Source organism: Streptomyces cyaneofuscatus, assembly GCF_000718135.1.
Taxonomy (GTDB): Bacteria; Actinomycetota; Actinomycetes; order Streptomycetales; family Streptomycetaceae; genus Streptomyces; species Streptomyces cyaneofuscatus.
Genome location: NZ_JOEM01000003.1, coordinates 328,166 through 355,004 on the forward strand (window position 1 = coordinate 328,166; position 26,839 = coordinate 355,004).

At 71.9% G+C, this 26,839-nt stretch carries 19 protein-coding genes; 9 read left to right on the top strand and 10 right to left on the bottom strand.

Annotated elements, in window-relative coordinates:
* The first annotated feature begins 116 nt into the window (after positions 1 to 116).
* Together IF17_RS0107000 and IF17_RS0107005 are read left to right on the top strand one after the other, a co-directional pair.
* The gene (locus IF17_RS0107000; RefSeq protein WP_030563236.1) at positions 117 to 2,186 is read left to right on the top strand and encodes a PhoX family protein; all 2,070 of its coding nucleotides are present in this window, start codon (positions 117 to 119) and stop codon (positions 2,184 to 2,186) included.
* Between the two features lie 65 nt (positions 2,187 to 2,251).
* On the top strand, positions 2,252 to 2,653 hold the full coding sequence (locus IF17_RS0107005) for an RNA-binding S4 domain-containing protein (protein ID WP_030563238.1): 402 nt from the start codon (positions 2,252 to 2,254) through the stop codon (positions 2,651 to 2,653).
* Positions 2,654 to 2,740: 87 nt separating this feature from the next.
* On the opposite strand, the gene IF17_RS0107010 is transcribed toward IF17_RS0107005, so the two are convergent.
* Complete coding sequence (locus tag IF17_RS0107010) at positions 2,741 to 3,664, bottom strand: hypothetical protein (protein WP_030563240.1); 924 nt, start codon at positions 3,662 to 3,664, stop codon at positions 2,741 to 2,743.
* A 131-nt stretch (positions 3,665 to 3,795) separates the two neighbouring features.
* Here IF17_RS0107010 and IF17_RS0107015 point away from each other — a divergent pair, with 131 nt between their 5' ends.
* From IF17_RS0107015 to IF17_RS0107030, 4 genes are all read left to right on the top strand, one after another.
* Positions 3,796 to 4,203, top strand: coding sequence for a hypothetical protein (locus IF17_RS0107015; protein WP_030563242.1), 408 nt, complete (start codon positions 3,796 to 3,798; stop codon positions 4,201 to 4,203).
* A 143-nt stretch (positions 4,204 to 4,346) separates the two neighbouring features.
* Positions 4,347 to 4,937 carry an NADPH-dependent FMN reductase gene (locus IF17_RS0107020; RefSeq protein ID WP_030563244.1) on the top strand — a complete coding sequence of 197 codons (591 nt, stop codon included), beginning with the start codon at positions 4,347 to 4,349 and terminating at the stop codon, positions 4,935 to 4,937.
* A 76-nt stretch (positions 4,938 to 5,013) separates the two neighbouring features.
* Complete coding sequence (locus tag IF17_RS0107025; protein WP_030563246.1) at positions 5,014 to 5,985, top strand: ATP-binding cassette domain-containing protein; 972 nt, start codon at positions 5,014 to 5,016, stop codon at positions 5,983 to 5,985.
* Entirely contained in the window at positions 5,982 to 6,839 is an 858-nt protein-coding gene (locus tag IF17_RS0107030) for an ABC transporter permease (RefSeq protein WP_030563247.1), read from the top strand. Before IF17_RS0107025 ends, IF17_RS0107030 begins: the two co-directional genes overlap by 4 nt.
* A gap of 98 nt (positions 6,840 to 6,937) precedes the next feature.
* On the opposite strand, the gene IF17_RS0107035 is transcribed toward IF17_RS0107030, so the two are convergent.
* From IF17_RS0107035 to IF17_RS0107050, 4 genes are all read right to left on the bottom strand, one after another.
* Positions 6,938 to 10,249 (bottom strand): ATP-binding protein, encoded by a 3,312-nt coding sequence (locus IF17_RS0107035; RefSeq protein ID WP_030563248.1) that lies wholly within the window; start codon positions 10,247 to 10,249, stop codon positions 6,938 to 6,940.
* A 59-nt stretch (positions 10,250 to 10,308) separates the two neighbouring features.
* Entirely contained in the window at positions 10,309 to 10,731 is a 423-nt protein-coding gene (locus tag IF17_RS0107040) for a universal stress protein (RefSeq protein WP_030563249.1), read from the bottom strand.
* Between the two features lie 121 nt (positions 10,732 to 10,852).
* A complete protein-coding gene (locus IF17_RS0107045) occupies positions 10,853 to 11,512 on the bottom strand; it encodes an FMN reductase (protein WP_030563250.1) in 660 nt (219 codons plus the stop codon).
* Between the two features lie 5 nt (positions 11,513 to 11,517).
* Complete coding sequence (locus IF17_RS0107050; RefSeq protein ID WP_030563251.1) at positions 11,518 to 12,627, bottom strand: LLM class flavin-dependent oxidoreductase; 1,110 nt, start codon at positions 12,625 to 12,627, stop codon at positions 11,518 to 11,520.
* A 156-nt stretch (positions 12,628 to 12,783) separates the two neighbouring features.
* Between IF17_RS0107050 and IF17_RS1000000139210 the strand changes: the two genes are divergently transcribed.
* Complete coding sequence (locus IF17_RS1000000139210) at positions 12,784 to 12,948, top strand: DUF6126 family protein (protein WP_167344509.1); 165 nt, start codon at positions 12,784 to 12,786, stop codon at positions 12,946 to 12,948.
* A gap of 284 nt (positions 12,949 to 13,232) precedes the next feature.
* The gene (gene trpS / locus IF17_RS0107060; RefSeq protein WP_030563252.1) at positions 13,233 to 14,282 is read left to right on the top strand and encodes a tryptophan--tRNA ligase; all 1,050 of its coding nucleotides are present in this window, start codon (positions 13,233 to 13,235) and stop codon (positions 14,280 to 14,282) included.
* An 84-nt stretch (positions 14,283 to 14,366) separates the two neighbouring features.
* On the opposite strand, the gene IF17_RS0107065 is transcribed toward trpS, so the two are convergent.
* The 4 genes from IF17_RS0107065 to IF17_RS0107080 form a co-directional block, all read right to left on the bottom strand.
* Entirely contained in the window at positions 14,367 to 16,409 is a 2,043-nt protein-coding gene (locus IF17_RS0107065) for an NAD-binding protein (protein WP_078615814.1), read from the bottom strand.
* Positions 16,410 to 16,439: 30 nt separating this feature from the next.
* Complete coding sequence (locus tag IF17_RS0107070) at positions 16,440 to 21,461, bottom strand: DNA repair ATPase (protein ID WP_030563256.1); 5,022 nt, start codon at positions 21,459 to 21,461, stop codon at positions 16,440 to 16,442.
* Positions 21,462 to 21,724: 263 nt separating this feature from the next.
* Complete coding sequence (locus IF17_RS0107075; protein ID WP_030563258.1) at positions 21,725 to 23,857, bottom strand: hypothetical protein; 2,133 nt, start codon at positions 23,855 to 23,857, stop codon at positions 21,725 to 21,727.
* 224 nt (positions 23,858 to 24,081) lie between these two features.
* Entirely contained in the window at positions 24,082 to 24,762 is a 681-nt protein-coding gene (locus IF17_RS0107080) for a hypothetical protein (protein WP_030563260.1), read from the bottom strand.
* A 494-nt stretch (positions 24,763 to 25,256) separates the two neighbouring features.
* Here IF17_RS0107080 and IF17_RS0107085 point away from each other — a divergent pair, with 494 nt between their 5' ends.
* On the top strand, positions 25,257 to 26,330 hold the full coding sequence (locus IF17_RS0107085; protein WP_030563262.1) for a PucR family transcriptional regulator: 1,074 nt from the start codon (positions 25,257 to 25,259) through the stop codon (positions 26,328 to 26,330).
* Positions 26,331 to 26,368: 38 nt separating this feature from the next.
* On the opposite strand, the gene IF17_RS0107090 is transcribed toward IF17_RS0107085, so the two are convergent.
* Positions 26,369 to 26,824, bottom strand: coding sequence for a tellurite resistance TerB family protein (locus IF17_RS0107090; RefSeq protein ID WP_026241823.1), 456 nt, complete (start codon positions 26,822 to 26,824; stop codon positions 26,369 to 26,371).
* Between the last annotated feature and the right edge of the window lie 15 nt (positions 26,825 to 26,839).

Here is a 26,839-nt window from a genome sequence, read left to right on the forward strand (position 1 = left end):
ACCGCTTCAAAGGAACAGCGGTGGCCCGGACTTCACCCCCCGTTCACCGGGAGTCCCTCGGACCGCGTGCGGGCGCGCCTACCGTCACGCACGACACACCGACGGAGGGAATCCACGTGCGTAATCTGCTGCCGCTCATCAGCTCCCACTCGGGCGGGCGTTCCGCGCTGACCTGCCGCTTCCGCTGCGGGGACGCCTGCTTCCAGGAGATCCCCAACACCAGCGAGAACGAGTACGCCGGCGACATCATCGCCCGTGCCGTCTCGCGTCGCTCGATGATGCGCGCAGCCGCCGTCGTGACGGTCGCCGCCGCAGCCGGAACGGCCGCGCTGACCGGCCCGAACGCCCCGCAGGCGGAGGCAGCCGCGCTCGCCGGCCACGGCCACAAACCGAACCCGCCCCACAAACCGGCCCCGTCCGGCACCCGGGGCCTGCGGTTCTCGCCGGTCGCGCCCAACAAGAACGACAAGGTCACCGTCCCCGACGGGTACAGCCAGAACGTGGTGATCCGCTGGGGTGAGCCGATCCTGCGCGGGGCGCCCGCGTTCAACCCGGAGAAGCAGACCGCCAAGGCGCAGGCGGGCCAGTTCGGTTACAACAACGACTTCCTCTCGCTCCTCCCGCTCCGCGGTGAGCGCGGGCGTCAGGTCCTGGTGGCCAACCATGAGTACACGGACGAGATCCTCATGTTCCGCGGTTACGATCCGGCCAACCCGACGCGCGAGCAGGTGGAGATCGCCTGGGCCGCGCACGGACTCTCCGTGGTCGTCGTCCAAGAGGAGAGCCGCACCGGCAAGCTGGGCGCGGTCAGCCGTCACCCGCTGAACCGCCGGCTCACCGCCACGAGTGAATTCCGGGTCACCGGACCGGCGGCGGGGAGCGATCTGCTGCGTACGTCCGCCGACCGCACCGGCAGCCGGGTGCTCGGCACCCTCAACAACTGTGCGGGCGGCACGACTCCGTGGGGCACCACGCTGCACGGCGAGGAGAACTTCAACCAGTACTTCGCCAACGGCACCACCGCCGAGCACAAGCGGTACGGGATCGGGACCGGCGCCACCGAGCGCAAGTGGGAGCGGTTCGACCGGCGCTTCGACCTGGCGAAGGAGCCCAACGAGGCCAACCGCTTCGGTTGGGTCGTCGAACTCGACCCGTACGACCCGGACTCCACCCCGCGCAAGCGGACCGCGCTGGGCCGGTTCAAGCACGAGGCGGCCGAGCCCCGGCTGACCTCCGACGGCCGCCCGGTCGTCTACATGGGCGACGACGAACGGTTCGACTACCTCTACAAGTTCGTCTCCAGCAAGCGGATGAAGAAGGGCACCTCGCGCGCCGCCCGCGAGCACAACCTGACGCTGCTGGACGAGGGCACGCTGTACGTCGCCAAGCTGACCGGTGACTCCCCGGCCTCCGAGATCGACGGCAGCGGAAAGCTTCCCGACGACGGTGAGTTCGACGGCAGCGGCGTGTGGATCCCGCTGGCCACCGGCACCACCTCGCACGTGCCCGGCATGACCGCCGACGAGGTGTACGTCTACACGCGGCTGGCCGGTGACAAGGTCGGCGCCACCAAGATGGACCGGCCCGAGGACGTCGAGCCCTCGCCGCGCACCGGCCGGGTCTACGTCGCGCTCACCAACAACACCGACCGGGGCAAGGAGGGCAAGGCCCCGGCGGACGAGGCCAACCCGCGCAACCTCAACAAGCACGGGCAGATCCTGGAGCTCGCGGAGAACTGGGACGACCCGACGAGCGACGGGTTCGCCTGGCGCCTCTTCCTCGTCGCGGGCGACCCGAACGACCCGTCGACGTACTTCGCCGGCTTCCCCAAGGACCGCGTCAGCCCCATCTCCTGCCCGGACAACGTGGCGTTCGACGACCACGGAAACCTGTGGATCTCCACGGACGGCAACCAGCTCGGTTCGCACGACGGCCTCTTCGGCGTCGCGACCCACGGTGACCGGCGCGGTGAGCTGAAGCAGTTCCTGACCGTTCCGGCCGGTGCGGAGACCTGCGGCCCGGTCATCCAGGACCGCCGCGTCCTGGTCGCCGTCCAGCACCCGGGCGAGGTCGACGGAGCCTCGGTGGAGAAGCCGGCGAGCACCTGGCCCGACGGACCGGGGAAGATCGTCCGTCCCTCCGTCGTCGCGGTCTGGCGCAAGGACGGACGCGACATCGGGGTGTGAGTTCCGGAAGGTGGGCGGCCTTAATGCCGCCCACCCACCACCCGGTCCGCATTACAGTCGGTCCCATGGTTTCCGGTGACGCGCCGCAGGCGGAGGGAAGCGTCCGGGTCGATGTGTGGATCTGGTCGGTCCGGCTGACGAAGACCCGTGCCCAGGCGTCCGCCGCCTGCCGGGCCGGGCATGTGAAGGTCGGCGGTGAGCGGGCCAAGCCCGCCCAGGCCGTCCGCGTCGGCGACGAGGTACGGCTCCGGCATGCGGGACGGGACCGGGTGGTCGTCGTCTCGAAGATCGTGAAGAAGCGGGTCGGCCCGCCGGTGGCCGTCGAGTGCTTCGTCGACAACAGCCCGCCCCCGCCGCCGCGCGAGCTCGCGATCCAGGTTCCGGTACGGGACCGGGGCACGGGCCGCCCCACCAAGCGCGACCGCCGTGAGATGGAGCGGCTCCAGGGACGCCCGCCGGAGCTCTGAGCCGATCGGCGGTCCTCCGTGTGGGTTCTGTCCCGTTGTTTCACGTGAAACGTGCCTACGGGTGTTTCACGTGAAACGTCGGGACGGTCACCCCCGCCCGGCCCTTCGCCGCCCCAGCAGCACCCGGGCCACCACCGCCCCCACCAGCAGCACCGCCCCGACCACCAGCACCACCCACACCGTGGTCCGCAGCGAGGCGGTGAGGGCGTCGATCACCGCGGCCGCCGCGTCCCGGTCGTTGGTCGGCACCTCGTCCAGCGCTCGGCTCCGGCCGACCGCCATCAGGATCCGCAGCACGATCGCCCCGAGGACGAACCCGGCGCCGACGGCCGCCGTCGCGGTCAGGGCGGCCCGGAGCCCGCCCCGTACCGTCGCGATGCCCACCACCAGCACGAGCAGGACCAGCGTGGCGATGGCCGGCCAGATGCTGCAGTAGCGCAGCCAGTGGAACGTGTCCCTCAGCGTGTCCGCGCGGTCGGCGCCGATCACCGTGATCTCCGTCCGCTGGACGGGGATCTGGTCCGCGAACGGCACTCCTTGGCCCACCAGATCCTGCTTGACCTGCTGGATCACCGGGGCCAGGTCGATGGTGACCGCCTCGCCGCTGTCGCCGTCCAGCGCGGCGGTCACCGCTTCGTGGGCGGTCCGGTTGGCGGTGTCCCAGGCGTTGGCGAAGGCCTCGGTGGTGGTGAAGGACCGCACGGTCTCGTGCAGGAAGTCGCGGACCGTGTCCTGGAGCGGGCCGAGGTCGATCTGCTCCATCGCCTCGTCGGTGATCAGGTCCGTGACCGTGCTCTGCACGGCAGGGTCGGAGGAGAGCGGGGAGACGGCGGCGACGTACCGGTCGGTGTCGTCGATCTCCAGGTCGACCCAGGCGGACAGCGCGCTGAACGGCACCAGGACGGCGAGCAGGACGATCAGGGCGGCGGAGAGGGCCGCCGAGACCGCAGAGAACGCCGAAGGCGTCGATGTGGCCGAGTTCGCCGAAGTCGCCGAGGAAGAGGTCCGCACTCCTCCAGGGAATCCCCTGCGGAGCCGGACCGCTCAGGGCCGTACGCCGTTCGAGTTGCCGGGCCGCGCGGGCGGGTGTGCTCTGGAGGAACGGGGGCGCGCGACGGGGGCGAGGGAAGGAGCTGTCCGCGATGGTCACACACGCAGCCATGCCCGGCCGGAAGGGGGCCCGCGCGCATGCCCGGCCCCGCAGTCTCACGCCGTACGCCGTGGCGGTGCCTCTGGCGCTCGGCATCATCTACGGGTTCTACGCCGCGTTCATCCGCCGCGACGGCGGGCCCAGCACCGGCGGGCAGGTCGTCCTGGGCCTCGTCTCCGGTGCGGCGGTGGCGGCCCTCTGCTTCGCGCTGGGCCGGATCCAGCGGGCGCTGCCGCACGGGCTGCGGGCGCTCGCGTACGGCGCTCTGACCGCCTGCGCGATCGGCTTCCTGGTGAGCCTGACGGATACCAGCGTGCTGCGGTCGACCGTGCTGGGGCTGGTGGTCGGCGTGGGTGTCTTCCTGACCACGTTCTACCTCTTCTACTCGCGGGAGCGCTGACCGCGCGGGCCGGCCACGAGGGCTTTTCCAGCCGTGGACACCGACCGTGGGCGCGGCCGCCAGATCGGATCTGGCGGCCGCGCCGCGGCGTCTGGCGCCCAAGAGGTGAGGGAGCCGGAAGGAAGCGGGAGGAGGAGCGAGCGATGACGGACGAGGGCAGGGAGACCGATGAGAGCGGGGACCCGCTGCGGGTCGCGGTGATCATCGGCAGCACGCGCGAAGGGCGCATCGGCGACGCGGTGGGCCGCTGGTTCATGGAGCGTGCTCGCGTACGGAGCGAGCTCGACCTCGTCGTGCTGGACCTCGCGGAGTTCGACTTCCCCGTGCACTACCCGGAGCGCGCGACGGAACAGATGACGGAGTTCGCCGGGGCGATCGGGAGGGCCGAGGCCTTCGTCGTGGTCACCCCGGAGTACAACCGCTCCTTCCCGGCCTCCCTCAAGCAGGCCATCGACTTCGCGTACGACGAGTGGCAGACCAAGCCGGTCGGCTTCGTGAGCTACGGCCACGGCTCGTCCGGGCTGTACGCGGTGGAACAGCTGCGTTCGGTCTTCACGGAGCTGCACACGGTGACCCTGCGCAACGGGGTCGCCCTCGACTTCCTCCACACACCGCTGGAGGACCGCGCCGGAGCCTGCGCGCGGGACCGGGCGGTGCGGCTGATGCTCGACCAGCTCGGCTGGTGGGGCTGGGCCCTGCGCGAGGCACGGGCGGTCCGCCCCTATCTCTCCTGATGTCTCCTGACACCCCCTTGGCCCTCACCCTCCACCCCTCCCCGAACTTCGACGACGACGCACAAGGAATGGATTCATGAGCACTGAACTGGCCATCGAGACCACGGGGCTGGTGAAGGTCTTCGGTGAGAACCGCGCGGTGGACGGCGTCGACCTCGCGGTCCCGACCGGCACCGTCTACGGGGTCCTCGGACCCAACGGTGCCGGGAAGACCACCACCGTACGGATGCTCGCGACGCTGCTGCGCCCCGACGGCGGCTCCGCCCGGGTGTTCGGCAAGGACGTGGTGAAGGAAGCCGACGCGGTCCGCAGCCGGGTCAGTCTCACCGGGCAGTACGCCTCGGTCGACGAGGACCTGACCGGCACCGAGAACCTCATCCTGCTCGCCCGGCTCCTCGGCCACTCCAAGCCGGCGGCCCGCGACCGGGCGGCCCAGCTGCTCGAAGGCTTCGGGCTGTCCGAGGCGGCCGGCAAGCAGGTGAAGAACTACTCGGGAGGCATGCGGCGCCGCATCGACATCGCCGCCTCCATCCTGAACACCCCCGACCTGCTCTTCCTGGACGAGCCGACCACCGGCCTCGACCCGCGCAGCCGCAATCAGGTCTGGGACATCGTGCGCGCGGTCGTCGCGCACGGCACCACGGTCCTGCTGACCACGCAGTATCTGGACGAGGCCGACCAGCTGGCCTCCCGGATCGCGGTCATCGACCACGGACGGGTGATCGCCGAGGGCACCAAGGGGGAGCTCAAGGCCTCCGTCGGCTCCGGCACCGTCCATCTGCGGCTGCGCGACGCCGCCCAGCGGCCCGAGGCCGAGCGGGTGCTCTCGCTGGCGCTCGACGCCACGGTCCAGCTGGACGCGGACCCGGTGGCGCTGACCGCCCGGATCGACGCCCACGGTTCCGACCGGGGCGCGGCGGAACAGGCGGCACGGGCCCTGGCCGAGCTGGCCCGGGCCGGCATCACGGTCGACAACTTCTCGCTGGGACAGCCCAGCCTCGACGAGGTCTTCCTGGCCCTCACCGACAAGAAGGGAGTGGCGGCATGAGCACCACGACCACCAAGACGGAGCTGGAGGACGTCGCGCTCGCCGCGCCGGACAAGGAGCGCCTCTCGGCTCTCCTGGTCGGCCTGGACCGGCCGCCGAGGCCGAGCGCGCTGTCGGCCTCCCTCACCTTCGGCTGGCGCGCCATGCTGAAGATCAAGCATGTGCCGGAGCAGCTCTTCGATGTGACGGCTTTCCCGATCATGCTGGTCCTGATGTACACGTACCTCTTCGGAGGGGCGCTGGCCGGCTCCACGCAGGAGTACATCCAGTTCCTGCTGCCCGGCATCCTGGTGATGAGCGTCGTGATGATCACGATGTACACGGGCGTCTCCGTCAACACCGACATCACCAAGGGCGTCTTCGACCGGTTCCGTACGCTGCCGATCTGGCGGCCCGCGCCGATGGTCGGCTATCTGCTCGGCGATGTCCTGCGCTATGTGCTGGCGTCGGTGGTGATGCTCGCCGTCGGCATGATCATCGGCTTCCGGCCGGACGGCGGGGTGCTCGGGATGCTGGCGGGGGTGGCCCTGCTGCTGGTCTTCGCGTTCGCGTTCTCGTGGATCTGGACCATGTTCGGGCTGCTGCTGCGCACCGAGAAGTCGGTGATGGGCGTCAGCATGATGGTGATCTTCCCGTTGACCTTCCTCAGCAACGTCTTCGTCGACCCGAGCACGATGCCGGGCTGGCTGCAGGCCTTCGTGAACAACAGCCCGATCACCCACCTGGCCACGGCGGTGCGCGAGCTGATGGCGGGCAACTGGCCCGCGGCCGACATCGGCTGGTCGCTGGGGTGGGCCGGACTGATCATGGTCGTCTTCGGCACCGTGACGATGCGGCTCTACAACCGGAAGTGACCGGCCACTACCGGAAGTGATCGGCCACCACCGGAGGTGACCGGCCACCACCGGAAGCGACCGACCGTCTGTGACCCGGCGCCGAAACTGGCGCCGGGTCACAGACGCCACTCCGGGGCGTCGCCGGGGCGGTAGGCGCAGGTGGTGCCCGTGGTCACCGATTCCCGCAGATGCGCCGCCAGTTCGGGGTGCAGGGCGTCCAGCTTGCGCAGGGTGTCGCGGATCCGGGCGGTCACCGTCTTGCGGGCCCGCTCGGTCTCGTCGCCCAGGCGGCGGCTCCGGCCACCGAGCCCCGCCGCGGTGCGCAGCTGGTCGAGGAGGGCCTGCCGCTCCCGGTCGTACGCCTCCACCTGCCGGGTGTCGTCCCGGGCCGCGGCGCGGTCTATCTCGGCGTCCAGCCGGGCCAGATGCTCCTTGTACCGGCGCTTGGCCTCCTCGTCGAGCACCGGGTCGCCGCCCAGCCGGCCGGCGGCGGCCGCGACGGCCCCGCCCTCGGGGGCGAGCAGGTGCACGGCCGGGACGTCGGTACCGGGGAGCCCCAGCAGGCTGTGGAGGTCCCGCAGCCCCTTGGCGTCGGGGACGTGCACGGTCCGCCCGCCCCAGCACAGCTGCCATACGGACCCGTCGCGGCGGAACTCGGCGGCGGCCGGAGCAGGCGGCGGGACGGCAGCGGCGGCGGGGACGCCGGGTCCGTGGCCGGCGGCCGGCGGGAGTGCGCGGAGGGCGGGACCCTCGGAGGCCAGGTGGTGCAGGCCCAACTCGCCCGCTTCCCGCTCCGCTTCGCCGAGGAGCGCGCGGGCCCGGCCGGTGTCGCCCGGCTCCGCGCGGGCGAGGAGGGCGCGGGCCAGGTGCAGCCGGGAGCGTACGGCCCAGGGGCGGGCGCCCAGGCGGTCCGCGGAGGCGGCGGCCTCGGTGAGCGTGGCCACCGCCGTGTCCCGGTCGTCGCGGGCGGCGGCGAGCATCCCGAGCCAGAGGTCGACGGGGCCGCCGATGTCGCACCCGTACAGGGAGACGACCCACTGGCCGGTGTACGGCGTGAGCTCGTCCTCGGCGCGGGTGATCAGGCGGCGGTCGCCGGTGGTCGTGGCCGTCTGGGCCAGCAGCCGGAGCCAGAGCGGCATGAAGGCCCGTGGATAGGGGGCCGCGCGGTCGGACTGCTCGGCGATCAGCCGGAGGGCCGGGGCCGCGTCGCCCTGCTCCACCGCGGTGAGCGCCTCCAGCAGCCCGGGATACGGATACCGGGCGCCCGGCAGCGCGGCGAGGACCTTCTCGGCCTCCGCGAAGCGCCCCCGGAGCAGGTGCAGGGACCAGTGCAGGTGGCACCCCATGAAGCCGAACGCCTCGTGGTCCTCGCCCTCCAGGCCGAGTTCCTCGCCGTTGAGCGCGTCGGCCGCCTCGGTGAACCGGCCCTGGAGGGAGGCGATGAGGCTGCCGTCGACGGCGACGACCAGGGCGAACCGGGGCAGCTCCGAGCGCTCGGCGGCCCGGATGAGCGTGCGGTACTGGTCGATGAAGCCCGGGTCGCCGAGCTCCAGCAGGGCGACCCACCGCATGGAGGTGGCGTGCAGCTCCATGTCCAGGTTCTGGGTGCGCCGGCCGACGACGGCCATCTCGTCGGTCAGCCCGAGTCGCTCCACCGCCGAGCCGAGACCCCATACGGAGTCGTGGCGCGCCCAGAGCGAGAAGGCGAGGGCCTCGTCGTCCGAGCCGTCGCGGGCCAGGGCCATGATGTGGATGGCCAGCTCCTGCGCGAGCCGGTCGGCGGAGAGGCTGTCCTGCCCGTCCTTGCCGGTGACCTTGCGGTGGGCCTCGCCGAGGAACGTCACCATGAACGCCTCGCCGCCGCCCAGGGTGCCCCGGCGGTACAGGGTGATCGCCACCCGGGCCAGCAGCTCGGGATCGTCCAGCTCGCGCGCCAGGTCCACCGCCCGGTCGAGCAGGCGGCGCGCCTCGGCACTCTCCCCGGCGTGCCGCAGCTGTTCCCCGAGGTCGAGGCAGATCAGCGCGGTCCGGCGCCGGTCGGGAGCCTGAGCCGGACCTGACCGCCCCGAGTCCCTTTCCGGGGCCGCCTCGCCGCCCGCCTCCCCCGACGCCACCGCGAGGGCCCGGCGGTAGTGGCCGATGGCCTCCTCGTCGGCGAGGCGCCCCGAGGCGTCCCGGGCGGCGGCGAGCAGCAGATCGACCCGGCGGTCGCGCTCCAGCTCCGCCCCGGCGAGGTGGGCGTGGCGGGCCAGGTCCCCGGGGAGCACCGCGTCGTCGAGGCCGCCGTGCGCGTCCAGCGCCCGTACGGCGGCGGCGTGGCGGCGGCGGGCGTCCGCGTCCCCGAGGGAGGCGTACAGCGTCTCACGGAGCAGGTCGTGGGCGAAGGCGTAACTCCCGGAGGGGAGCGGGACGACGACCCGGGCGACGATCGCCGACTCCAGCAGCCGCTCCACCTGGGGGACCGGGGAGCCGTGCACCACGGCCAGCACCTGCCGGCGGAACTCCCGGCCGAGCACGGCGGCGGCGGTCAGCAGGGAGACGACGGTGCCCGGCAGCAGGCTCAGCCGTTGCCGGACCGCCTCCCGCACCCCGGGCGGGATGGTGGACACGGGGCTGCCGCTGTGCCAGAGCCGGGCCGTCTGCTCGACGAAGAACGGGTTGCCGCCGGTGCGCCGGTGGACCTCGTCGACCAGGCGCGGCTCGGGCTCACGGCCCGTCGTCACGGCCATCAGCGCCCCCACCTCGTCGCGGCCCAGGCCGGTCAGCGTGAGGGTGGCCGAGGCGCGCGAGACGAGGGGCAGGATCAACTGCTGGAGCGGGTGGCCGGGGGCTTCCACCTCGACGTCCCGGTAGGTGCCGATGAGCAGGAGCCGCTCGAACCAGGCGTGCTGGGCGGCGAATTCGAGCAGGCGCAGCGAGGCCGGGTCGGCGCTGTGGAGGTCGTCCAGGACCACGACCAGCGGGCGGGCCTGGGAGAGGGTGACGAGGGCCGTGGTCACCGCGTCGTACAGCCCGAAGGCCTCGGGGCCGTCGGAGGAGGCACCGGAAGCGCCGTCCCCGTCCACCTCTCCCGTGGCCGGGCCGTCGCCCGCCGGGTCCCCGGGGTCCCCCAGCAGGATCCCGAGCCGCCCGTCCGCCGCGTCCTGGGCCGCCGCCCACTCCGCCGCCGTGGCGGAGCGGCGAAGGCCGCGCAGCACCTGCACCCAGGGCCAGTAGCCGGGGGTGCTGTCGGAGTCCCAGCAGGAGCCGCCGACCACCAGCGTCCCGCGCCGCCGTGCCTCGTGCGCGGCGTCGGTGACGAGGGTGGTCTTCCCGATCCCGGCCTCGCCCGTGACCAGCACGAGCCCGCCGTGGCTCTCCGTGGCCCGGACGATCTCCGAGCGGAGGATGCCTGCGGGATGGTCGCGCCCGAACAGAGCAGGGGTCATGACCACACGATAGGAGGACCCACTGACAACGGCCCCCGATGTGCCCGGCGCAGGGTCCCTCAGTCGCGTACCACCGTCACCGGGCACGGCGCGTGCTGCGTGACATGGAGGCTGACCGAGCCGAGCAGCGTCGCCTTGAGGGCGCTGCGGCCGCGGGCGCCCACGACGAGGAGGTTGGCGCCCTTGGCGCGGTCCAGCAGGGACTGGGCGGGGTTGCCGATCACCACGATCTTGCTGACCGCGGCCGCTCCCGCGGCGCCGAGGGCCTCCTCCAGCGCCTCGTTCAGCGAGACCAGGGCCAGCGCCTGCGGGTCGAAGTCCTCCGGCAGGCCCGGCATCATCGAGGCCCAGCTGGTCGCGGGGTACTCCCAGCTGTTCACGGCCTCCACGGTGTCACCGGTCAGCTCCGCCTGGCGTACGGCCCAGTGCAGTGCCTTGATCGAGGGATCGGACCCGTCCACGCCCACGACGATCCTGCCCATGTCTGCCTCCAGCTCACTAGCTCGCTCCGGCTCGTCCAGCGTCCGGCTTCCTCGTTCAGCGTCCGCCTTCACTGTAGTCAAACCGGACAATCAAGCCGGGCGGGGAGGAGGGCCGGTCGGCTCAGTCCAGCCGCAGGTCCGCGAGCTGCTGCTCGAAGGGGACGACCGCGTCGTCCCCGTCGTCCAGGCCCGGCGCCCGGGAGGCCCCGGAGACCGTGCGGCCCAGGACCGCCGAGGCCAGCTCGCCGCCGGCGCGCCGGATCCGGGACGGCAGGCCCTCGGTGTACTCGTCACCGGAGGAGCCCCAGTCCTCGGAGGCGGCGTAGACGGACGTCGGTACGGTGACGGCCCGCAGGTAGGCGAAGAGCGGCCGCAGCGCGTGCTCCAGGACCAGCGAGTGGCGGGCCGTGCCGCCCGTCGCGGCGATCACGACGGGCTTGCCGGTCAGCGCGGTGTTGTCGATCAGGTCGAAGAACGACTTGAACAGACCGCTGTACGAGGCGGTGAACACCGGCGTCACGGCGATCAGCCCGTCCGCCTCCGTCACCGCGTCGATCGCCTCCCGCAGCGTGGCCGAGGGGAACCCGCTGACGAGGTGGTTCGCGATGTCGACGGCGAGGTCGCGCAGCTCGATGACGCGGACCTCGACGTTCCGGTCCTGCTCGGCCGCGAGGCGCTCACGGGCGGCGGCGGCCAGCCGGTCGGCCAGCAGCCGGGTGGAGGACGGCTGGCTCAGCCCGGCCGAGACGGCCACGATGCGCAGAGGGGTGGTGGCGAACATGGAGGTCAGCTCTCCTTTCGGGTGGCACGGGCGGCACGGTTGGCACGGGCGGCGGTGACCGCCGGGTGGAGGGGTGCGGACTCCGGCACATCGGCCGACCGCAGGTTGGCGAACTCCTTGCGCAGCACGGGCACGACCTCCTCGCCGAGGATGTCCAGCTGTTCCAGGACCGTCTTGAGCGGGAGCCCCGCGTGGTCCATCAGGAACAGCTGCCGCTGGTAGTCGCCGACCGCGTCCCGGAACGTCAGCGTCCGCTCGATGACCTCCTGCGGGGAGCCCACCGTCAGCGGGGTCTCGCGGGTGAAGTCCTCCAGGGACGGGCCGTGGCCGTAGACCGGCGCGTTGTCGAAGTACGGGCGGAACTCCCGTACCGCGTCCTGCGAGTTCTTCCGCATGAACACCTGGCCGCCGAGCCCGACGATGGCCTGTTCGGCGGTCCCGTGCCCGTAGTGGGCGTAACGGCGCCGGTAGAGGTCCACCATCTTCTTCGTGTGCTCCATGGGCCAGAAGATGTTGTTGTGGAAGAACCCGTCACCGTAATAGGCGGCCTGTTCCGCGATCTCCGGGGAGCGGATGGAGCCGTGCCAGACGAACGGCGGGACGCCGTCCAGCGGGCGCGGGGTGGCGGTGAAGGACTGGAGCGGCGTACGGAACTTGCCCTCCCAGTCCACGACGTCCTCGCGCCAGAGCTGGTGCAGCAGGGCGTAGTTCTCGATGGCCATCGGGATGCCCTGGCGGATGTCCTTGCCGAACCAGGGGTAGACCGGACCGGTGTTGCCCCGGCCCATCATGAGGTCGACGCGGCCGTCCGCGAGGTGCTGGAGGGTGGCGTAGTCCTCGGCGATCTTCACCGGGTCGTTGGTGGTGATCAGGGTGGTGGACGTGGACAGGATCAGGTTCTCGGTGCGGGCGGCGATGTAGCCGAGCGTCGTCGTCGGGGAGGACGGGACGAACGGCGGGTTGTGGTGCTCGCCGGTCGCGAAGACGTCCAGGCCGACCTCCTCGGCCTTCTGCGCGATGGCCAGGGTCGCCTTGATCCGCTCGTTCTCGGTCGGCGTCCGGCCGGTGGTCGGGTCGGTGGTGACGTCTCCGACGGTGAAGATCCCGAACTGCATGGCGTCCGCCTTCCTGAGTCCCGGCCGGGGGTCCGGAGACCCCGACCGATTTGGTTGAACGTTGAACTACACCTTACAACGAGGCCCCCCTTCGTCCTATTCCACGCGGCCGGGCCCCTCCACGGGCGCGCGTACTCTGGAATGGTGAGCGAACGGATGAGCGATCCGAAGGGCGGTCCGAAGAGCGACCCGAAGGGCGACAGCGAGGAGTGGAAAGCGCGCGGAGTGTTCCTGCGCGTCTTCGTCTACGTCTTCGCGACGCACCTCTTCGCGGGCTTCATCTGGATCCTCTTCTACGTCGGCGGGCACGCGGACAAGTAGCCCGGACAAGTGGCACGGACAAGTGGTACGGACAAATAGCCGCCGCGTAGCCCATGGTCGCTACACTGACCGCATGACCTCCGTACCGTGCCGAAACTGGTGGCGCTCCTCTTAAGGAGCGGCCGCAGCATCTGTTTGCACGGAACCCAGGGCCGTTCACATGGACGGCCCTTTTCGCTGCCTTCCTATAGGCGCGATGTACGGGAAACGGGGGCACCGCAGCCCCACTCTCCCCACCACCGGGCCGTCCTTCACGCACCCATCACCCGCGAGGAGACCCCGCTATGACCGCGACCGTGACCACCCCCGCCGCCCACCGCAGCGCCGAGCTGGAGCACCGCATCGCCCAGGACCCCGGCCGCTTCCGGGTCCTCACCGGCGACCGTCCCACCGGCCCCCTCCACCTCGGCCACTACTTCGGCACCCTGCGCAACCGGGTCCGCCTCCAGGACATCGGCGTGGACGTCATGATCCTCATCCCCGACTACCAGGTCCTCACCGACCGGGACACCGCCGAGCGGCTGGGGGAGTACACCGACGGGCTGCTCCTGGACTACCTGGCCCTCGGCATCGACCCCGCCCGGTCCACCGTCTTCAACCACAGCGCCGTCCCCGCGCTCAACCAGCTCCTCCTGCCCTTCCTGAGCCTCGTCTCCGTCGCGGAGCTGAGCCGGAACCCCACGGTCAAGGACGAGATCGCGCACTCCCGGCAGTCGGTGGTCAGCGGGCTGATGCTCACCTACCCCGTGCACCAGGCGGCCGACATCCTCTCCTGCAAGGGCAACGTGGTCCCCGTCGGCCAGGACCAGCTGCCTCACCTCGAACTCACCCGGACCATCGCCCGCCGCTTCAACGAGCGGTACGGGAACGTCTTCCCGGAACCCGACGCCCTGCTCTCCGCCGCACCCCTCCTCCTCGGCACCGACGGCACCAAGATGAGCAAGAGCCGCGCCAACTCCGTCCCCCTCGGCGCCACCGCCGACGAGACGGCCCGCCTGATCAAGGGCGCGACCACGGACGCCGACCGGCACATCACCTACGACCCCGACACCCGCCCCGGCGTCTCCTCCCTCGTCCTGCTGGCCGCCCTCTGCCTGGAGCGGGACCCGCACGAGGTCGCGGCGGAGATCGGCGACGGCGGGGCGGCCGTTCTCAAGCGGACGGTGACCGACGCGGTCAACAGCCACCTGGCGCCCTACCGGGCCCGGCGGGCGGAGTACGCGGAGGACCTCACGTACGTACGGTCGGTGCTCCGCACCGGCAACGAGCGGGCGAACGCGCTCGCGGAACGGACCCTGGAGGAGGTCCGGGAGGCGATGGGCACGTTCCGGTAGCCCCACGGGACCGACAGGATCTCCGGTAGCCCCATGTAACCGCCCAACGGCCTCACCGCCCCACGGCCTCACCGCCCCACGGCCTCACTGCTGCGGCGCCACCGTCCGCTGCCGCCGCAGCAGCTCCGCCAGCCCGCGCCGGGTGGCCGCGATCACCACCCGGTCCTGGGCGCGCAGCACGTACCCCGGGTGCAGGTCCCAGACCAGGCCGGAGGGGGTCGGCGGGCCTTGCGGAGGGTACGGGGGGACGGCGGCGAGGTCCGGGTTGCGGTCGGCGGGCGGGGTCGCGTCGATGGCCAGGACCCGCCACGAGCTGGCCTGGAACGCCTGCTCCACCGTGCGGCCCTCCAGCTGCGGATGGCCCGCCACCTCCAGGGCGGCGAAGAGCATGACCTTCCGCTCCACCGGGACCGCCCCGAGGATCTGGCGGCCCATCATGGCGACCGCGAAGGAGGGCGCGGCCAGGTGGGAGACGGACCGGGAGCGGGTCAGGGCCTGGGGGTGCGCGGTGCGCAGGGTGCGGTAGACGGCGGTGGCGAACTCGTCGTCGTACAGCCGCAGCGCCACCCTCAGGTCGGGCTTCACCGACCGCGCGTACAAGGTCGCTTCCAGGTTCGTCGTGTCGATGCTGGTGAGCGCGAGGAGGGCGTGGGCGCGGCGGATCTTGGCGGCTTCGAGGACGCCTTCCTGGGTGACGTCGCCGAGGACGGTCGGCACGTGCATGGAGCGGGCCAGCGGGATGCCCCGTGCCTCGGGGTCCTCCTCGACGACGACCACGGGGATGTCGAGCTCGCGGAGGCGTACGAGGACGCGTGTACCGATCTTGCCGAGCCCCAGCAGCACCACGTGCCCCGACAGACCGCGCGGCGGCCTGCGCAGCGAGGAGGCGGTGCGCAGGGTGCCGAACGCCTCCAGGACGGCGGCGATCAGCAGCGGGAGCAGGAGGAGCCCGGCGACGCCGGAGAGGAGCTGGATGATCTGGCGGGCCGCCGGCGCGTCCTCCGCCGGGTCGTTCATGCCCAGGAGGTCGAGCAGGGTGAGGTAGCTGGAGTGCAACAGGCTGTCCTCGGTGGTGAGGACCGAGGCGATCACCAGGGCGACCGCCGCGACCGCGACACCGAGGGCCGACCAGCGCAGCCGGCGGGAGAAGACCTGGGCGAGCGGCGCGCCCCTGCCGCCCATCCGGGTCGCGGGACGGTCCGGGTCGGCGCGGCTGATCGCCTCCAGGACGACGGTCCCGCGTCCTTCGGCGGCGGCCACGGTCTGCTCGTCGGGCAGGAGTTGGGGACCCTCGGCGCCACTGCCCTCCGAACCCTCGGATCCCGCCGGGTCGTTGGTGGTCGAGGAGAGCAACGCCAGGGTGCACAGCCCCGGGTCGAGGGTCTCGCCGGGGCGCGGTGGCGGGCGCTCGGCGGCGCGCAGGAGCAGCCCCTCGGCCTGGATGACCTTGCTGCTGCCGGTGAGCGCGGTGGCGGCGAGCGCGGGGGCGGCCGTGTCGGCGTCGGAGAGGACGGTGGTGGAGGCGTCGAGCAGCGCCGGGTCGATGCCGGGCATGGCGACGGCGGCCGCCTGGTCGAGCAGCTCCTCAAGATGCTGGCCGAGCTTGCGGTTGTAGAGCCGGATCACCAGCCGCAGACGGGGGTTGAGGCGGCGGGCGGTCAGGGCGGCGCGGATGTTGCGCTCGTCGTCGTCGTAGACGAGGGCGAGGGCGGCCGCCCGGTCGACGCCCGCCTCCTCCAGTACGTCGTCGGAGGGCTCGGGGGCCTCCATGATCCGGACGGCCTCGACCCCGGCGTTGGTGTCGTTGCCGCCCGTGCTCCCGTTCCCGTTGGCGGCGGTGCGGTTCATCGCCGCCGACATCCGCCCGAACAGGGCCGCCGCACGGCCTCGTTGGGTCAGCGGCGTCTCGGGGCTGTTGGCGTCGCGGCCGGGCGGCAGGAGCAGCGTGACCCGTTCCCCGTAGACGAACCGCAGCTCCACGGCGAGCCGGCGCGCGAGCGCGTCGTCGCCGCAGACGATCATGTGGCCGGTGGACGGCGGGCGTCCTGGCTGCGGACGTCCCGGCTGCGGGCGCCCTGCCGGCGGACGTCCCGGCTGCTGAGGAAGTGGGGGCACGAAACCCAGCATGCCGTGATCCTCCCGGCTCGGTCTTCCCGGTCACTGTGGAATGTTTGTGATCTTCGCACGGTGGTTCTGAAGCCCTGGCCGGTTCTGATCGCCGGGGGGCTGGTTCACGGCCCCCTGGTGGTTCGGCGGCCCCGCCAGGAGGTGACGGGGATCCGCCGCCCGCTGGATCGCCGTCTCCACCGCCGCGATCCGGTCCGCGAGCAGCCCGAGGGCGGCCACGGCTCGGGTCATGGGGTCGCCGTCCGGGCCGCCGAGTGCCTGCGTACGGACGTAGGAGGCGGTGATCGCCGCCCACCGCTCGGCCTGTTCGGCGGTGAGCGTGCCCCGCATGGCGGCCAGCTTGAGCAGGTTGGCCTCGGCGCCCGTGGTGAGCGTCTGGGCTTCGCCCGCGTAGTGGTCGTCCACGACAGCCGACAGCTCGGCGTCGTTCATGACGGGCACGATCCGCTCCGCGATCTTGTTCATGTTGCGGTACGAACCCTGGAGCCGGAACGGCGGCTCCGTGCGCGTCGCGTCCGTCTGCGCGGCCGAGGCGATGTACGCCGCGTTCACCGCGAGGACGGTGTCCCGGGCGGTGAGCAGATGCCGCAGCACCGCCAGTACGGCGTCCAACTCCACGGCCGTGTAAGGGTGTTCCAGGTGCTTGGCGCGGGCCGCCGGATCGCCGCCGTCCGCCAGCCGCACCAGCAGCGCCAGGTCGTCGCGCGAGCGGGCGGCGAGCGGGGCGAGGACCGGGTTGGCGGTCAGCGCGTTCTCCACGAAGCTCAGCGCAAAGACGTCGTCGCGCCCGCTGAGCACCTCGCCCAGGTTCCAGACGTCGGCCCGGTTGGCGAGCATGTCCGGGATCCGGAACTGCTCGCCGGACTCCGTGTACGGGTTGCCCGCCATGCAGACCGCGAACCGCTTCCCCCGCAGGTCGTAGCTGCGCGGCTCACCGTCCCGTACGCCCTCGATGCGCCGGGTCGCGTCGCACAACGGGATGAACTTCTGGAGGAGTTCGGGCGAGGTGTGCTGGATGTCGTCCAGATACAGCAGCGTGTTGTTGCCGGCCTCCAGCGCGAAGTTGATCTTCTCGATCTCCTGCCGGGCGGTCGCGCTCGGCGCCTGGGCGGGATCGAGCGAGGTCACGTCATGCCCCAGATTCGGCCCGCTGATCTTGACGAGCACCATCCCGAGCCGGTCCGCGACGTACTCCATCAGCGTCGTCTTGCCGTAGCCGGGCGGGGACACGAGCAGGAGGAGCCCCTGCGAGTCGGTGCGCCGGTCGGCGTCGGCGGTGCCGAGCTGCTTGGCGAGGCTGTCACCGATCAGCGGCAGGTACACCTCGTCCAGCAGCCGGTTGCGGACGAACGCCGACATCACCCGCGGCCGGTGGTCGTCCAGCCGCAGCCGCCCGCGCTCGGCGGCCACCAGAGAGGTGCGCAGCCGCTGGTAGGCACGGAAGGCGGGCACGGCGTGCGACCGGAACTCGCCTGTCCTGGCGAGGAGTTCATCGATCCGTACGGTGAGGGTTCCGCCGCCCCCGATGCGCGGATGGTCCCCGAGGAGCCCCTCGACCCGCTCCGTGAGCGGCGCGTCGCACCCGTACCGCTCCAGCTCCGGGCAGAGCTCCACCGCCACGGCCTCCGCCAGATCGCCGTCGGTGGGTGCGGCGCCGGAGGCCTCCGCGTACGGGGTCAGCCAGCCCTCCACGAGCTGCTTCCGGGCGGCCAGGTCATCGCCGAGGGCGGCGAGGTCGTCCGCGTACGCGCCGGGGCCGGCGGCCCGGTGGAACGCGTCCAGGAAGGCCCGGATCGAGGCCCCCACGACGAACCCGGCGGGCCCACCGGTCAGCTCCTCGAAGAGGTACGCGGCAACAGCGTCGGGCCTCGCGACGCCCCCGAACTCGCCTATGGCGGAAGCCCACTCCTCCTGGAGCACGGCGATGGCCGGGGCGAGCCCGAACGTGTCACGGGCACGGGCCAGGGAGGCGGCCCGCCGGGTCCACGAGACACGTTGCGCCTCCTCCGTCCCGTACGCCCAGAAGAGCTGGGCCACCGCGCGGACGGCGGGCTCGTGGCGGAGCAGCCCCGCGTCCGTGTACAGCCGCAGCAGAGCACGCAGGATCGCGGTGGCGTCCGCGTCGTGGACGCCCCGGGTGTACCCCTCGTCGTAGGCTTCGGCCGCCGACTCCCGTACGAGAAAGGCGAGTTCGGTGTCATCCAGCGCGGCGAGGGTTTCGGCACCGCGCTCCTCCAGCAGCCGGGTCGCCAGATACTCGCCCCGGTAGACGGCGGCCGACTCCGAAGGGAGCAGCTGCTCCCAGTACGGGCGGGTCGCCTCGAACGCCGGGTCGGTGACCGGGGCCCGGTAGTCGGTCCCGGTCAGCGCGAAGGCGAGCCGCTCCCCGGAGGGCACCAGCGTCAGGTCGAACGGCTGGGTGTTGACGGCGAACCGGTGCCGCCCCAGCTTGATCACGGACCCGCCGTCCGCGTACAGCTCGCTGCGGTCCCGCAGCGCCCGGCCGGCCTCCTGACGGGCCGCCTTCAGCCGCCCGTCCAGCTCCTCCGCCCGGACGGGGTCGCCCAGTTCACGCAGTTCGTCGGCGGTCCGCCGCACCTTGGCGACCATCGGGTCGGAGGCGAAGTACGTGTGGACGGCGTCCAGGTCCGCGAGCGCGGCCACGCGCCGGCCGATGGTCTCCAGGACCCGCTGCGCCGACCCGGCCAGCCGCTCGGCCCGCCGCGCCCGCTCGTCCTGGAGCGTCTGCTTACGGGCCGAGAACGCGTCGTACACCTCGCTCCGCCGCTCGGCCAACTCCGCCAGGAAGTCGTCGAACTCCGCGAACCGCGACTCCAGGTTCTCCAACTGGATCAGCAGCCGCGCGAGTTGGTCGTCACACGCCTCCGGCGAGTCGGCGGCGGCCAGCGCCCCCGTCACCGCCTGCCCGAGCAGCGCGAACTCGGCGGCGAACTCGGCCCGCCCCTCCTTCGACAGCAGCTCCCGCCGCCGCGCCTCCAGCGTGGCGCGGGCCCGGTTGGCCCCGCCCAGCACCTCCGCGATCCGCTCCAGGATCGACGTGCGCACGGTGGCGTCGCCGATCTCCAGCCCGGCCACCACATCGGTGACGGTGGCAAGCCCGTCCGTCATCGCGGCCAGCCGGTCGGTGACGGCGGAGGCGTCCCGTACGGTCGCGAGCGCTCCCGCGTCGGCGACGAGCCCGGCGATCTCCTCGTGATACCCGTCGAAGGCATCGTCCCGGGCGAGGAACGACACGGCCCGCTGGGCGGCGGAGTCGATGTCGTCCTCGGTCCGGGCGGACAGCTCCGCGATGCGCTCGGTGTCGGCGTACCGCATCTCGCTGATGGTCGCCAAGTGCCCGTGAGCCTGCCGGAGTTCGGCCAACCGCTCCACCCACGCGGTGGCCGACCCGGGCACCTCGCCGCGTACGCGCCGCACGAGCGCGGTGATGCGGGCGGAGGTCTCCTCCAGCGCGTCGGCGGCCCGCCGGGTCAGCTCCTGTACGGCGGTGAACTCGGCCAGCACGTGCTGCGCGGTGGTCCGCAGCTCCCCCAAGGGCTCTGCGAGTGAGCCCAGTTCGGGATCGGACAGCCAGTGGTACCGGTCCTGGGCCCGCGCGCAGTCGGCGGCGAGCTGCCCGTACACGGCGGTCGTCGGCGTCATGTCCCGTACGCCGTGGGCGAGTGCGAGGCAGTCGGAGATCCCGCGGACGAGGTCGGCGTTGCCGGTCCGGGCGAGCGGCCCGGTCCCGGCTGGGCGGGAGGCGGCGTAGGTGTCGGAGACGTACGGCGTCTGCCAGCGCTGCAACGGATGCACGCGCGCCGGAACGTCCGGGCCGTCCGGGTTGTCCCGCAGCAGGACCAACGTGCCGTCGTCCAGAAGAGCGTGGCCACGTCCGGTGAGCGGGGTGGCGACCTCCTGGCGGATCAGGTTGTAGGGAAGCAGAAGACTCCGCACACCGTCACGGGAGCGGAAGACATACAGCACGTCCTCCCCGTTGGGCGAGCGCACCGCGCCCTCGAAGACCGGCTCGGACAGCTCCTCCGCCGTGTCGAAGGTCTTCGCGGTGCCGGTGGTGAGGTAGTAGCCGCCGGGGAAGATGATCCCCTGGTCCTCGGGGAGCCGGTGGCAGGCCGGCCCGATCCCGTCGAGCCGCTGGACGCTTCCGAGCAGCGAGTTGAAGACGAGATACCGCCAGCTCTTCTCCTTGTACGGCCGCACGCGCAGCAGCACCAGCGGCCCGACCTCCGCGTACCCCACGTCCGCGTCGGCGAGCGACTGCAACGGCTCGTCGACGGGCTCCTCGTAGATCCCGTCCGGCGACTCGGTGTCGTCGGTGACCTTGACGGTGAGCGTCCCGCCGAGCGTGTCGACGAAGAGCCCGCCGCCCTTGCCGATGGCGATGTGCGGGTGGCGCCCCGGGACGTGGGCGTCGCGCCCGGCGACGGTCCACTCGAAGTCGTGGGAGGCCGGGAAGACATGATCGCGCTCGCCCTGAGCGTCGATGAAGGCACCGGCGGACCCGTCCGCGCCGAGGGCCCACCGCAGGACCCGGATGTCCTCGGCGTTCTCGCCGGTACGGAAAACAGCCAGCAGCTTGCCGTTGACGCGGCGCAGGCGCAGGAGGCGGGCGTCGCGGAAGTAGCGGTGGAGGGAGGAGAACTCGCGCCGGAACGCCTCGTCGTCGAGGAGGGCGGTCTGCGCCTCAGGGGTGTCGCCTTCCGGCCCGGCATCCCGTACGAGGAGTACGTCGTCGACCCCGGCCTCGCCCCGGGCCCCCGGCCCCCGCTCGAAGCCGAAGAGCAACTGCCCGCCGACGGCGATGAGGTCGCGGGGCACGGAGGCGTGCTCGGTGCGCACCTGCTCGGTGGCCAGCAGCCGCAGCTCGGTCGACCCGAACTCCTCGGTCCGCCGGGCGTTGAGCGCCTCGGCCCGCCGCACGAGCTCCCCGGCCTGCGCGGAGAGCCGCCGCCGCAGCACCTCATAGGCACCGGCATCCACATCGCCGGGCGTGGTGGAGGTGGTGGCGGTGGCGGTGATGTCGCGGTCCATGTCGTACGGCTCCCTACGAGTTCGTCTGTTCAGCCCGCTGGGGCACGATCCAGCCGGTCCGGGGCCCCACCCAGCGGGCCCGGGGCCTTACCCAGCCGGTCAGGGGTCCTATCCAGCCCGTCCGGCGTTTGAGGACGGAACCCCGGGGCTGGTGGGCCCGCCCCCGGCATCCGGACCGACCCACGTGGTCCGGCTGGGTGAAGCGCCCACCCCCGTGGGGCACTCCACCCAGCCGGCCGGCCCCTCGGCCGAGGGTTCCGCCCTCAAACGCCGGGCGGGCTGGGGTGCGCCCCGTTCCGGGCCACCACATCCCCCGCGGGAGCAACCTTCGTACCGCCCCCCGAAGACACCGGCAGATCCGCCAGCCCCAGCTCCTTCGCCGCCGCCAGCAACTGCTCCACCTGCCCCGAAGCCGCCCCCGACGCCCCCATCAGCCGCATCAGCAGCGCCGACACCGTCAGGTTCTGCACATCCCCCGTGGAGACCGACCCCAGCACCCGGCTGAGGTCATCCGTGAAGGACGACGACCCGTCCAGCCACGGCCCCGCCAGCGCCTGCGCGGTCTGTGAGTTGTCCACGAACCCGTCCACCGCCTTGCCGAGCGAGATCGACGAGACGAGCCGGTCGAAGAAGACGGACTCGCCGCCGACGATGTCGATGTCGGCGTTCTCCAGCCCGGTCGCCAGGACCGTCGCCTGCGCCTCGGCCACCTGCCGCTGCACCTCAAGACCCGCCAGCCGGATCTCCTTCTCCGCGTCGAGCCGCAGGCGGTACTCCTCGTGCCCGCGCGACGCCTCGTCCAGCGCCGCCATCGCGGCCGCCTTCTCCGTGAGCCCCGCGGCCTCCGCCTTCAGCTTCTCGCCGATGACCGCCGCGTCCGCCGACGCCTGGGCCTGCGTACCCTCCGCCGTGGCGAGCGCCTTGAGCCGCGCGCCCTCCGCCTCGGCCTTGAGCCGCGCCGCGGTCGCCTCGGCCTCCGCGAGACCGGCCTTCTCGGTGACGTCCGCCTCGGCGTCCCGCACCTGCACCGCCGCGAGCCCGGGCGCGGCCGTCTCCGCCTGGATGCCCTCCGCGAGCCGCAGCTTGGCCTGGGCGTCGAGGTCGGCGGTCTTGAGCCGCGCCTCGGCGAGCGTGAGCTGCTCGGCCGCCAGGTGCGTGGAGGCCGCCTCCGCCGCCTCGGCCGCCTTGATGTCCTTGACCAGCTTCTCCTGGGCCTCCGCCTCGGCGGCGATGATGACCGACTTACGGGACCGCTCGGCGTCCTCGACGGCGCGCAGGGTCAGGATCGACTCCTCCTGCTCGGCGACCGTACGGTCCACCGCGATCCGCTCCCGGATGACGTCGGCGACCTCGCGGCGCTCGGCCTCGACCTCCTTGGTGGCCGCGATCCGGTTCAGCTCGGTCTCGCGCTCGCGCCCGATGACCTCCAGCATCCGGTCCTTCTCGATGCGCTCGCTCTCGACGGCGATGACGCGCTCACGGTTCTTCTGGGCGACGGCGATCTCCCGCGCCTGGTTCTCGCGCTGGATGCCGAGCTGCTCCTCGGTCCTGATGAACGCGGTCTGCGCCCCGAGCCGCTCCTCCTCCTGCACCCGGGCGGTGGCCGCCTCCTCGCGGGCCCGCAGCACCTCGACCTCGCGGCGCTGCTTGATCTCGGCCTCGGCCTGCCGGCGCTCCAGCTCCAGGATGGTCTCGCGGGCGTCGACGTTCTGGCGGGTGATCTCCTTCTGCTCGGTGCGCTGGAACTCGTTGGTGCGCACGTGCTCGATCGCCGTCAGCTCGGTGATCTTCCGGATGCCCTGGGCGTCGAGGATGTTGGCCCCGTCGAGCTGCGACATCGGGGTCTGCTCAAGGAAGTCGATCGCGGCGTCGTCGAGGTGGTAACCGTTCAGGTCGGTCCCGATGACCTGGATGATCCTGTCCCGGAACTCCTCGCGCTTGGTGTACAGGTCGACGAAGTCGAGCTGCTTGCCGACGGTCTTGAGGGCCTCGGAGAACTTCGCGGCGAAGAACTCCTGGATGGCGGCCTTGTCGCTCGCCCGCTGCGTACCGATGGACTGGGCGACCTTGATGACGTCCTCGACGGTCTTGTTGACCCGGACGAAGAAGGTGATCTGGATGTCGGCGCGGATGTTGTCCTGGCAGATCAGCCCCTCGCGCCCGGCGCGGTGGATCTCGATCTTCTTCACCGAGATGTCCATCGTCTCGGCCTTGTGGAGGACGGGCAGGACGACGGCACCGGTGAAGGTCACGTCGACCTTCTTGGTCTTGGAGATGATCAGCGCCTTGCCCTGCTCGACCTTGCGGAACAGCCGGGTGATGACGATGGCGATGACGACGACGATGAGCAGGACAACGGCGATGAGCACGCCGACGCCCAAGGAGATGGCATCCATAAGAGTCCTTGGCGGCTGGAGAAGACGAAAGAAGCAGGACAGAAAGAGGCAGGACAGACGGAGAACAAAGAAGGAGAAGGACGAGGGGCGCGCGAAATCCGGACCACCCCGCGACAACGACAGCGACACACCCGCAGGCCACACACCCGGCCCGGACGCACACCGCACAGAGAGCGGACACCCACCGGACGCACGCCCCACCGCAGGACACGCACCCCGCCGGGTCAGCCGTTCGTGCCCTCCGGCAGCCCCAGCCCGCCCGGTTTCGCCTTGGGCCCCGGGTCGAGGGCCGCGTCGTACGGCGACACCCAGAAGAACTCGCCCTCTTCGTCGTACGCGTAGAGGAGTCCCGTACTGCCCGAGACGAGGAGCTCCTCGGCGTGCAGCTCGGCGAGTCGCGCGACCCGGGGGGCCTGGCGGACCTGGACGATGGCCGTCGAACCGTCGGCAGCGGCGACCTCGGCCTGACCGAAGACGGCGCTGACGGAGCCGGTGCGGATGGTGCACACGCGCCCGACGAAGTCCTTGCGCGATGGCGGAGGTTCCGCCGGGAAGTACCGGCGGAAGAGGCGTGCGAGAAGGCGGACGGTCCCCCAGGCGAGGAACAGCGATCCGGCGAGTACGGCGACGGCGAGCACCGCGCGGGTGGTGCCGGCGGCCGGGACCCGGTGCAGCAGGACGGTACCGCTGAGGCTGCCGAACCAGGCGACGACCACGAGCAGCGATACGGAGACGGTGACGGGCACTCCGCCGAAGCCGACCGTGCCGGAGTCGAGGTCCGAGTCGAAGGAGTGCTGGTCGGCGGCGCCGGCGAGCACGAGGAGCCAGAAGCAGACGACGACCACGAGTGCGGCGCCGAAGATGACGGCGGGGAAGCTGAGTGCCGCGTCCAGGAACTCGCCCATCGGTCCCACCCCCTCTGCGGTTCTGCGCGCCGGCCGGGTGGCGGGGCGCGATCTTCTACCGGTACGGGGGAGTGGCGACGAGCTCACGCGGCCGCCGGGTCCGACAGACCTGCCAGGCCCGACAGACCCGCCAGGCCCGGCATGTTGGACGTGCGCGGCACCCGGTCCGGTGACGGTCGGTGGCGATGACGGCGGGGCCCGGCGCTACGGCACTGCGAACGGTGCCGCAGCAACCGGGCCGTTCCCCTCGGGTGCCCGCCGTCGAATCCCGAATCCCCCGTGGATCCCCCGTGAATCGTCCGGCGGGCCGCCTGATTTTCCCCCGTATCCCCCGTGCTCCCCCGTTGTGTTGCTGACCTGATCCTGTCATTCGAACCGCCCCCACCGCATTGCCGGGTTCCGGCAATCTTTACGCTGTCCTAATGCCGGGCACCGGCACCGCCCGGCGTGCGTCGGGGAAATGACAGGACTGTTGCAAGGCTGAAGGAGAGAGCGTGGCCGAGCCGAGGATTCCCGAGGAGATGCTGAGAAATTATGCCCAGATTCTGGGTGAAGTCGCCACAACGGGACGCCGTCTGACGCGTAACGAACTGGAGATGCGCCGGGCGTTGGGCCGGGAGGCGGCCGACGCGGGTCATCAGCTGCGCGCGCTGGTGACGATGCACCTGGCCCAGACGCGCGAGGCCTGGCCACGCGCGGCTGCCGGAAACAGCCCCGCCGTGGCCGACGCGGTGCTGGCCGCGGTGGAGCAGGCGGTCGACGCGTTCGCCGAGGGGTTCGAGCGGGCGCAACGGCTCACCGTACGGCGGGAGGAGGCGGCGCGCCGCGAGTTCATCGACGATCTCCTGTACGGGCGGAGCGACTTGGTCCGCCTCGCGGAGCGGGCCACGCGCTTCGGCCTGCGGCTTTCCCGGGCGCACGCGGTCGCGGTGGCGTCGGGCCCGGAGGCGTACACGGAGACGGACGCGGTGCCGCGGAGTGTGGAGGCGGCGCTGCTGGCCCGGTTCAGCGGCCGCAAGATCCTGCTGACGACGAAGGACGGGCGGATCGTCTGCATCGCGCCCGGCAGCCAGCCCGACGTCCTGCGCTACTTCGCCAAGCAGTCGCACGCGGCGACGGACGGCGGGCAGGTCGCGATCGGCCGCCCGCACAAGGGCCCGGGCGGGGTGGTCCACAGTTACGACGAGGCGCTCGAAGCGCTCGACCTGGCGGACCGGATGGGGATGGAGGACCCGGTGCTCTACGCCTCGGACCTCCTGGTCTACCCGGTGCTGACCCGGGACCGGCAGGCGATGGCGGATCTCGTACGCAGCGAGCTGGGCCCGCTCCAGAAGGCGCGGGGTGGCGCGGAGCCGCTGCTCAAGACGCTGGCGGTCTACTTCGACGCGGGCTGCGTGGCGGCCGAGACGGCCCGCCGCCTGGCGCTGAGCGTACGGGCGTTGACGTACCGCCTGGAACGCATCCACCAGCTCACCGGCTCTGACCCGGCGGACCCGATGCACCGCTACAGCCTGCAGACGGCGGTGATCGGCGCGCGCCTGCTGGACTGGCCGGCCAAGGAGCTGTGAAGCCCCCGGCCGGCCCGTGAATACGCGGGTACGTACCCCTACAGGTCGAACTCGTGCGGCGGCAGGTCCAGGGCGAAACACGCCTCACGCACGACGGCCTGCTCCGTCTTGTCGAAGTCACCGTCGGCGCCGCCGATGATGATGCCGATCTGGATGACGGCACGCGCCTCGGCGGGCTTCTTCTTCGCCTTGGCGATCTCCTGGAGCACGCTGACCTTGCCGAAGGCGAAGTCGGCGGTGAGCTTGTTGACGTAGTCGTTGAAGCGCCGCTGCAGGTCGTCCGCGGGGAAGTTCTGCAGGACGTCGTTGCTGGCGATGAGCGCGGCGACGCGCTGGCGCTCGGACGGGTCGATGGAGCCGTCGGCGGCGGCGACCAGAGCGCACATGGCCATGCTCGCGTCCCGGAACGCCCCCGACTTCAGGTCGTTCTTCTTCGCTTCCAGCTGCGTCTGCATAGACGAAGCGGATTCCTTGATCCGATCCCACAGGGCCATGACATCTCCATACGT